General features: G+C 44.1%; 10 protein-coding genes. 5 read left to right on the plus strand and 5 right to left on the minus strand.

Going from position 1 to position 7,632, the window contains the following annotated elements:
• Nucleotides 1–400, plus strand: a 400-nt coding sequence (locus A3761_RS12540; protein WP_197473034.1) for a DsbA family protein, incomplete at its 5' end; no start/stop codon positions are given.
• 142 nt (nt 401–542) lie between these two features.
• Nucleotides 543–1,412: an endonuclease/exonuclease/phosphatase family protein gene (locus A3761_RS12545; protein WP_068509233.1), complete on the plus strand. Its 870-nt coding sequence runs from the start codon at nt 543–545 to the stop codon at nt 1,410–1,412.
• A 106-nt stretch (nt 1,413–1,518) separates the two neighbouring features.
• On the opposite strand, the gene rpmG is transcribed toward A3761_RS12545, so the two are convergent.
• Nucleotides 1,519–1,674, minus strand: a complete 156-nt coding sequence (gene rpmG, locus A3761_RS12550; protein WP_068510851.1) for a 50S ribosomal protein L33 — start codon at nt 1,672–1,674, stop codon at nt 1,519–1,521.
• Between the two features lie 11 nt (nt 1,675–1,685).
• Nucleotides 1,686–1,922 carry a 50S ribosomal protein L28 gene (gene rpmB / locus A3761_RS12555; RefSeq protein ID WP_068510857.1) on the minus strand — a complete coding sequence of 79 codons (237 nt, stop codon included), beginning with the start codon at nt 1,920–1,922 and terminating at the stop codon, nt 1,686–1,688.
• A 231-nt stretch (nt 1,923–2,153) separates the two neighbouring features.
• Between rpmB and A3761_RS12560 the strand changes: the two genes are divergently transcribed.
• Nucleotides 2,154–3,116 (plus strand): ROK family protein, encoded by a 963-nt coding sequence (locus A3761_RS12560; RefSeq protein WP_068510853.1) that lies wholly within the window; start codon nt 2,154–2,156, stop codon nt 3,114–3,116.
• 3 nt (nt 3,117–3,119) lie between these two features.
• Here A3761_RS12560 and radC read toward each other — a convergent pair whose 3' ends face one another.
• Nucleotides 3,120–3,794, minus strand: coding sequence for a DNA repair protein RadC (gene radC, locus A3761_RS12565; RefSeq protein ID WP_068552965.1), 675 nt, complete (start codon nt 3,792–3,794; stop codon nt 3,120–3,122).
• 252 nt (nt 3,795–4,046) lie between these two features.
• Between radC and A3761_RS12570 the strand changes: the two genes are divergently transcribed.
• Nucleotides 4,047–5,987 (plus strand): bifunctional diguanylate cyclase/phosphodiesterase, encoded by a 1,941-nt coding sequence (locus tag A3761_RS12570; RefSeq protein WP_068552964.1) that lies wholly within the window; start codon nt 4,047–4,049, stop codon nt 5,985–5,987.
• A gap of 108 nt (nt 5,988–6,095) precedes the next feature.
• Complete coding sequence (locus tag A3761_RS12575; RefSeq protein WP_231872145.1) at nt 6,096–6,413, plus strand: DUF1244 domain-containing protein; 318 nt, start codon at nt 6,096–6,098, stop codon at nt 6,411–6,413.
• Nucleotides 6,414–6,424: 11 nt separating this feature from the next.
• Here the strand turns inward: A3761_RS12575 and A3761_RS12580 are convergent, their stop codons facing one another.
• Complete coding sequence (locus tag A3761_RS12580; protein WP_068509287.1) at nt 6,425–7,258, minus strand: polyphosphate kinase 2 family protein; 834 nt, start codon at nt 7,256–7,258, stop codon at nt 6,425–6,427.
• 15 nt (nt 7,259–7,273) lie between these two features.
• The coding region (locus tag A3761_RS12585; RefSeq protein WP_068750297.1) for a hemerythrin family protein at nt 7,274–7,632 on the minus strand (359 nt) is incomplete at its 5' end.

The following is a 7,632-nucleotide window of genomic DNA, read 5'->3' on the forward strand; positions in this document are numbered from 1 at the left end:
AACCTTCCCTGGTTGGGTAGAGCATGCAAAAGCTTATTACGCAGCTGAGTTCCTGGGTGTGTACAAAGAGATGCACCAGTACTTATTCGATAAGATCGTATCGAACCCTAAGAAGTATAAAGACGTAGACGACATAAAAGTTTTGTTTATGGATAAAGGCATAAAGTCTGAAGACTTTGATAAGGTATTTGAGGCCAGTGGGTTTAGAAAGATTTCCAAGATAGATGAGGCGATCAAAAAAGCTCAAGACAAGATCAAGAAGTTGCGTATTACAGGTGTACCGGCTTTGATTGTTAATGGCAAATACAAAATCGGTGTTCGTGACGCAGGCAGCTTTGGCAATATGGTAAAGATTGCGAATTATCTGGTTAATAAAGAACGAGAAGCTAAGAAGAACTAGTGCCGGATTTGTCGTTTTTAAGAATGGGGTGATGAGCCCCATTTTTTTTGCCTTGAGAAAATCATAAGGGCCGCTTATGCTGTTGTTAAGGCCGATTAATGTGGTAATGAATAGTCGTCGTGAAACAGGGTAATTCTAGTTTATGTATCAACGAATCAAACATCGTATCAGTGAACTGATTACGCCGATCAATGAGTCGCTACAAAACGCAGCATCGCAACAGGTGCACCCTGAAGAACTGAAAAAGACCCCGTTTCTTGAAACAGACAAAACGATTCGACTATTAACCTTCAATATTCAAGTGGGTATTTCCACCTCTTCCTACCGTCACTATCTGACACGTAGTTGGCAGCACGTTTTGCCTCACAAAAAGCGGCAAGACAATCTGGATAAAATTGCTGAGCTGATTAGTCAGTACGATATGGTGGCTTTGCAGGAGGTCGATGGCGGTAGCTTGCGCAGCGGATTTATTAATCAGGTCGAATACCTTGCGAGTAATGCAGGTTTGCCGTTTTGGTATCAGCAGTTAAATAGAAATTTTGGTCCTGTAGCAAAGCATAGTAATGGCTTGTTAAGTCGTTTCCGGCCAATCAAGGTTGAAGAGCATCGCTTGCCTGGCTTAATACCTGGCCGAGGCGTGATTGTTGCCGAGTACGGAAAAGAGGAAGATCCGATCGTATTGGTGATTATGCACTTGTCGCTCAGCGATAGTGCCCAAAAACAGCAGCTACGTTTTGTTCGGGATTTGGTTGATGACTATAACCATGTGGTGTTGATGGGCGACATGAATACCCATGCCGAGAAAATACTGCATGACTCTCCGCTAAAAGGAGCCGGCTTGGTGACTTTGCCGGGCGTATCTCATTCATTTCCTAGCTGGCGCCCTGAAAAGGCCTTAGATCATATTCTGGTGAGTCGTAGCCTATTGGTTAAGAGGGCGGGCGTGGTAACGTTTCCGGTATCTGACCATTTACCCATCGAATTAGAGGTAAAACTACCCAAAGGCTATTAGCTTGAAACTTTGAAAATATAGACATAGACAGGCACAAAAAACCCGACAATAAAGTCGGGCTTTTCAATGGAAGCAATAAGCTGCCTACCTCGAAAGGTAGAAAATCTTACTTGATTTTAGCTTCTTTGTAGACCACGTGCTTACGCACAACTGGGTCATACTTTTTGATTTCCATCTTTTCTGGCATGTTACGCTTGTTCTTGTCAGTCGTGTAGAAATGACCAGTACCAGCGCTTGAAACTAAACGGATTTTATCACGCATTGCTCAATCTCCTAAACTTTCTCGCCGCGAGCACGTAGTTCACTAAGAACTGTCTCGATGCCTTTTTTATCGATAATACGCATACCTTTGGTAGATACACGAAGCTTAACAAAACGCTTCTCGCCCTCAACCCAAAAACGGTGAGATTGTAAATTAGGCAAAAAACGACGACGTGTGCGGTTTTTTGCGTGTGAAACGTTGTTTCCTGCTACTGGGCGCTTGCCTGTAACCTGACATACTCTAGACATTGTAACCTTGCCTCCAACTTCGAAACGTCCCTTGAAAGCACGTTCAAAAAAATTCAAATATCGGACCCTTTTTTGGAGTCCTCACTAAAGAGCCCGCCTTTATACCAGAAAGCATTTTTAATCGCAAAAAATATTTTCAAAAATGTGTATAAACTTGTAACGTGGTATCGGCTTTATCAGGTACAAAATGACGCTCATATTTGGGTGTGGATGGTTGATAGAAGGGGATTTATGAAACTTGGTGTGGATCTCGGTGGTACGAAAATAGAGGCTGTTGTCTTGGACGGTCAAAAAGTTCTCTGGCGGCAACGAGTTGCAACACCAAAAAATGATTATGGGCAAACCTTACAGGCAATTGCGAGTCTAGTTGGTGAGGCGAAACAGGTCTGTGGTTTGAGCCAGGGTGAAGCAATTGGCATTGGTGCGCCCGGTGCACTGACAGACTCCGTGACGGGGCCGAGAGTAATGAAGAACTGCAATTCCGTGGTACTGAATGGTAAACCCTTGCTTGAGGATCTTAAGCGCCTACTCGCTTGTGAGGTCTATCTGGAAAATGATGCAAACTGCTTTGCCTTAGCTGAAACACTTGCAGGAAGTGGCAAAGAAGGGTTCGGCGCACAAGTGCCAGAGATTAGCTTTGGCGTGATTCTTGGGACGGGTGTTGGTTCGGGCCTTGTCGTCAACGGAAAAGTGTTAGCTGGCTTACATAGCATTGCCGGGGAGTGGGGACATAACTGTCTGCCAGCTCTTGAGTTGGATAAATTACCCGAGCCAGAGAGAGGCAGGCTTTGCTATTGTGGTCGCAAAGACTGTATTGAAACCTACTTGTCGGGGCCAGGTTTAGCCATGAGCTATCATCTTAGGTACGCTCAGGTACTTAGCTCTGAAGAAATTATTTCGGCTATGAGAGCCAAAGATGCCAAGGCGGCAGATATTTGGCAAAGCTACTTGAACCAGCTGGCTGCTTCGCTTGCTCAGGTGGTTAATATACTTGACCCGCAGATCATTATTTTGGGCGGTGGCATGTCCAATATTATCGAGATCTATTCAGATATAAATGAGCGGATGGCAGCGCATGTATTTACCGAACACGCCAAAACCCCGATCGTTTGCGCAAAGCTCGGGGATTCGGCGGGTGTCTATGGTGCTGCCTATCTTGGTGAAGGCCAAGGTGGCTTGAAAGGCTTTGGCTAATGTTTATAGCAGCCCCAGCTCAGCCATGCTCACGACAAGAGAACCCGCGACAATCATATGATCGAGCACGCGTACGTCAATCAACTCCAAAGCTTTAACTAAACGTCGGGTAAGCTCAATATCGGCTTGGCTCGGTTTTGCTGAACCGGAAGGGTGGTTGTGACAAAAGATAACGGCAGCGGCATTGTTTTCAATCACTTTGCCGACGACCTCGCGTGGGTAAACCGAGGCAGAATCTATTGTTCCCTGAAATAGTTCTTCGAACTTCAATACTTGGTGCTGGTTGTTTAAAAACAGGCAGCCGAATACTTCTTGCTTCTTGTGGATAATCGCACTGCGTAAGAAGTTGCGAGTTGCTTCAGGGCTGGTAAGCGCATCGCTTTCCTGAATTTCATGATGAAAGCATCGCTTGCTCATTTCCAGCGTAGCTTGTAATTGAGTGTACTTGGCTGGGCCCATGCCGGGATGAGCGCAGAACTGCTTTTGGCTTGCACCAATTAGCTGTCGTAACGAGCCAAAGTGCCGGATTAAGGCGCGCGCCAGTTCAATAGCGCTTTGCCCGCGCGTGCCGACGCGTAAAAATATGGCAAGTAACTCGGCATCGCTCAGACTTTGTGAACCAAATTTGAGGAGTTTTTCTCTAGGCCGCTCATCCTCGGGCCAGTCTTTTATCGACATCACTAAATCCTTTTAGTTGAAGGTCTTATTTTAGGTATATGGTAATCATGTACTACAATTACCGCATTATAAATTCCGAAAGGCAAGCTAGATATGATGGCTTTTGTGTGATGGGCGAATTTGTTGCAATTGTTCACGAAATGAGCAATTTTGTGCGCCTACAGCATGGTAGTCTACGTGCGCCATAATTTTGTGTAGTCCGGGCGCTTAAGAATTCTTATCAATCTTGAAATAACTTAGTTTAGGTGACATGTGCAGCGCAGTACTCAAGACTTACTTTCATATGATGATCAACGTGATGCTGCTGAGCTTCTTTATGGGAATGCCTTTTCTGGCATATTAATATCGATTATTGCTTCCAGCTTTTTAGTTTATTTTTACGATAATCCTGTTCTGCAAGAGTTTAAAATTACCTGGTGGTTAGGGATGATGAGTTTACTGCTTGTTAGGCTGATTGACTGGGTATCCTGGAAGAAGCATTTATCGAAGACTCACTACGACGGCAAAAGGTCAGTCAGACGCTTTATTTATGGGGTCAATCTAACGGCCTTAATGTGGTCTAGCTATGCCGCTTATGCTGTGAGTTATAGTCCCTTGGTTGAGAAGGTAACGATTATAATTGTGATTTCAGGGATGGCCGGTGGGTCGGCTATTGTGTTGGCTGCTCATAAACTTACGTCCATGTTTTATACCTTTGCCTTGTTGTGTCCTGTGTCGGTGGTGTTCTTACTCAGTAACGACGCGACCGATCAGAATATTGGTGTGTTAGGGCTTAGCTATAGTCTCGTGATGCTCATCATTTCAGCTAAGTCAGCAAACTTTGCTCGAGATGCGATTGCTTTAAAGAATGAAAATGCCTTGTTAGTAAATCGTATGGAACAAAAAGTAGAGCAGAGAACGCAGAAAATTTATGAGCTTTCTAATTTAGACTCACTAACCCATTTGCACAATAGGAACTCTTTTCTGAAGAACCTTAAAGCGAGTTTGCAGGCAAGTGATGAGAAAAGGAGCACCCTGAGTTTATTATTTATAGACCTTGACGGTTTTAAGAAAGTAAACGATACCTATGGGCATAAGGTAGGGGATCAAATTTTAGAAGAAAGTGCTCGACGGCTTCGTGAAAAAGTTGCCAATGAAAGTTTGTTATGCCGTTGGGGCGGTGATGAGTTCCTGATTGCCATTGAAGATTGTAGTAGTGAAAAAGCCATCTCACAGGCCTACGAGATAATTGAAATTTTATCTCATGAACATCAATCAAATGAGGGGATATTGCCGGTTAGCGCGACGGTTGGGATTAGCTTATATCCCGAGCATGAGCGCTCTGAAAGCAGGTTGATTCAGTTTGCTGATACGGCAATGTATCACCAGAAAAAAACAAAACCCTCAAAAGTTTGTGTGTTCACACCAGAAATGGAAGCTAAACACCAATATGAGCTTGAACTGAAAAAAGGATTAAATGATGCGATTGATAAGGATCAGATGCGTCTTGTTTTTCAACCGATCGTATCAACAAATAATAGTAAGAACATCGCATTTGAAGCTTTATTGAGATGGGATTTTGAAGGTAAGAGCATCCCTCCTGATGAGTTCATCAAAATTGCTGAACAGTACGGTTCAATACATCGAATAGGCGTATGGGTTCTTAAAGAGTCGTGTAAAGTTGCGCTTGCGTGGCAAAGTCTGAGGCGGGTTTCAGTTTGTATTAATGTTTCAGTGATTCAATTAGAGGATTCTGACTTCTTGAGCATAGTTGATGAAGCTGTACAAGAAAGTGGTATTGACCCTTCGCTCATCTACTTGGAAATTACAGAATCAGTATTTGCCAAAGATACTGAAAAGATGATGGAGACCATTTCGGCTATACAGTCACGTGGTATCAAAGTTTCGATTGATGACTTTGGAACAGGATACTCTTCATTATCCGCTATGCAGGATTTAGCGGTAAATACGGTAAAAATTGATCGATCATTTATCACGAAGTTGGATACGAGTGGTTTTGCTATTGTGACAGCTGTTACGCATGCCGCGCGCTTGCTCAAGTTTGATGTTGTGGCTGAGGGGGTGGAAACTGAGGCTCAGTGTCGTAAACTCGTTGAGTTAGGCGTGGAAAAACTGCAGGGTTATTACTTTTCCAAACCTCTAGAGCAAGAATTTTTGCTCGACTACTTAGAGTCTGAAGTAAAGTCTCAGTGAGCCCAGTATTTGTGGCGCACATTTCAGAAAAAATAAGCGTGCTTCTGATACTATCTACAAAAAAACCGATAGCCTTGGCGCACTAATTAAACAATATTAAGGGATAATATGTCTGTAAATACCGCATTTGAAAATATGAGCGATCAACAACGTACCGAGATCGAAGCGGCCGCTTTTCGTCGACTGCTAAAACACTTTGACGACCACAAAGAAGTGCAAAATATCGACCTAATGATTCTGGCTGACTTCTGTCGTAACTGCTTAGCAAAATGGTACATGGCCGCTGGCGAAGAGCAAAGTGTTGAAATTGACTATGATCAGGCGCGTAAAGCCGTTTATGGTATGCCTTATTCTGAATGGAAAGAGAAGCATCAATTGAAGGCAACGCCTCAGCAGCTCGAAGCTTTTGAAGCGAAGCAGAAGTAAATCACTCCTGCCTAAATTTCTAGACCCAAATGCTTCTTGGCAGCTTTGACCAGCTTTGGGTCGAGAGCGGGTGGTGTGATATCAACACCTTTCACAAGCTGATCATTCAGCTTCTGCATGACAGCAACTCGCATGCTCCACTTATGATTAGCGGGTACTACGTTCCAGGGTGATGCTTCGGTACTAGTGAAACGGAACATATCGTTGCTTGCGTGTGTGTAATCGTCCCATTTTAGCCTATTTCGGATGTCTTCTTCTGTTAGCTTCCATTGCTTTTCTGGTGTGTTTAAACGTAGTTCAAAACGCTTAAGTTGTTCTTCGGGCGTGATATGTAAAAAGAACTTGATCAGGTGCACGCCGTCATCAGTCAACATTCGCTCAAATTCATTTATTTCTTGATAAGCTCTCTGCCAAGCTGTTTCTGGTGCAAAGCCTTCTACTCGCTCGACAAGCACCCGGCCGTAATAAGAACGGTCAAAAATGGCTAAGGTGCCTGGCTTGGGAAGACGGGTTTGAAAGCGATACAGGTAGTGTCGGCCTTGCTCATCGGGGTGAGGCGCTGATATCGGATAGACCCTAAAACCGCGGGGGTCGAGCTTTTCGCTAATTCGCCTAATTACCCCACCTTTACCTGAGGCGTCCCAACCTTCAAACACGATAATTGCTCGTTTGCCTTGTCGATAATAGGCTTGTTGGATTTGGAGAAGGCGCTCCTGGCAGCTTTTAAGTGCTTTTGTGTATTGGCTTTTTGATTCAATGAGAGCTTGATCAAAATTCACCTTAGAGAGGTTAGGAGGCTTTTGTTCAAGGATAACGGGCGAGGCTGGGTGAGTGATGTTTTTCATTGGTATCCTGTTTTGTTATTTTACCTTCGACTTCAGTACAAACGCTTCAAAGTCCTTGTCGATGCCGAATACATGTCTTTGTAACCACTCTCGCAGAAATATTGAAATAGATTCACGAACCAGAGCGTCAAACTTACCCATACTGTTTACCATGTCATCCAGTTCATCACGAAATTGATTGTGCGCTTTAATATGGGCTTCGGTTTTGGGGTAGTTAAGTTGGAGCATGTAGGCTTCTTCGAGACAGAAGTGGTGGTCGGCGTAGCTGGACAGCCGGGTAAAGATTTCTTGGCCGGAATTAGGGGCCTTCAAGGCATCAATCAGCCTGAAAAGCTCTTGGTGCTGAGTGTCTTGCCAAATTAGCTCGCTGGTCT

This window comes from Oleiphilus sp. HI0123, assembly GCF_001635315.1.

Coding starts and splice junctions, on each gene's coding strand:
- A3761_RS12545 (WP_068509233.1), top strand. CDS start 543: ATGTATCAACGAATCAAACATCGTATCAGTGAACTGATTACGCCGATC.
- rpmB (WP_068510857.1), bottom strand. CDS start 1,922: ATGTCTAGAGTATGTCAGGTTACAGGCAAGCGCCCAGTAGCAGGAAAC.
- radC (WP_068552965.1), bottom strand. CDS start 3,794: ATGTCGATAAAAGACTGGCCCGAGGATGAGCGGCCTAGAGAAAAACTC.
- A3761_RS12575 (WP_231872145.1), top strand. CDS start 6,096: ATGTCTGTAAATACCGCATTTGAAAATATGAGCGATCAACAACGTACC.
- A3761_RS12580 (WP_068509287.1), bottom strand. CDS start 7,258: ATGAAAAACATCACTCACCCAGCCTCGCCCGTTATCCTTGAACAAAAG.
- rpmG (WP_068510851.1), bottom strand. CDS start 1,674: ATGCGTGATAAAATCCGTTTAGTTTCAAGCGCTGGTACTGGTCATTTC.
- A3761_RS12560 (WP_068510853.1), top strand. CDS start 2,154: ATGAAACTTGGTGTGGATCTCGGTGGTACGAAAATAGAGGCTGTTGTC.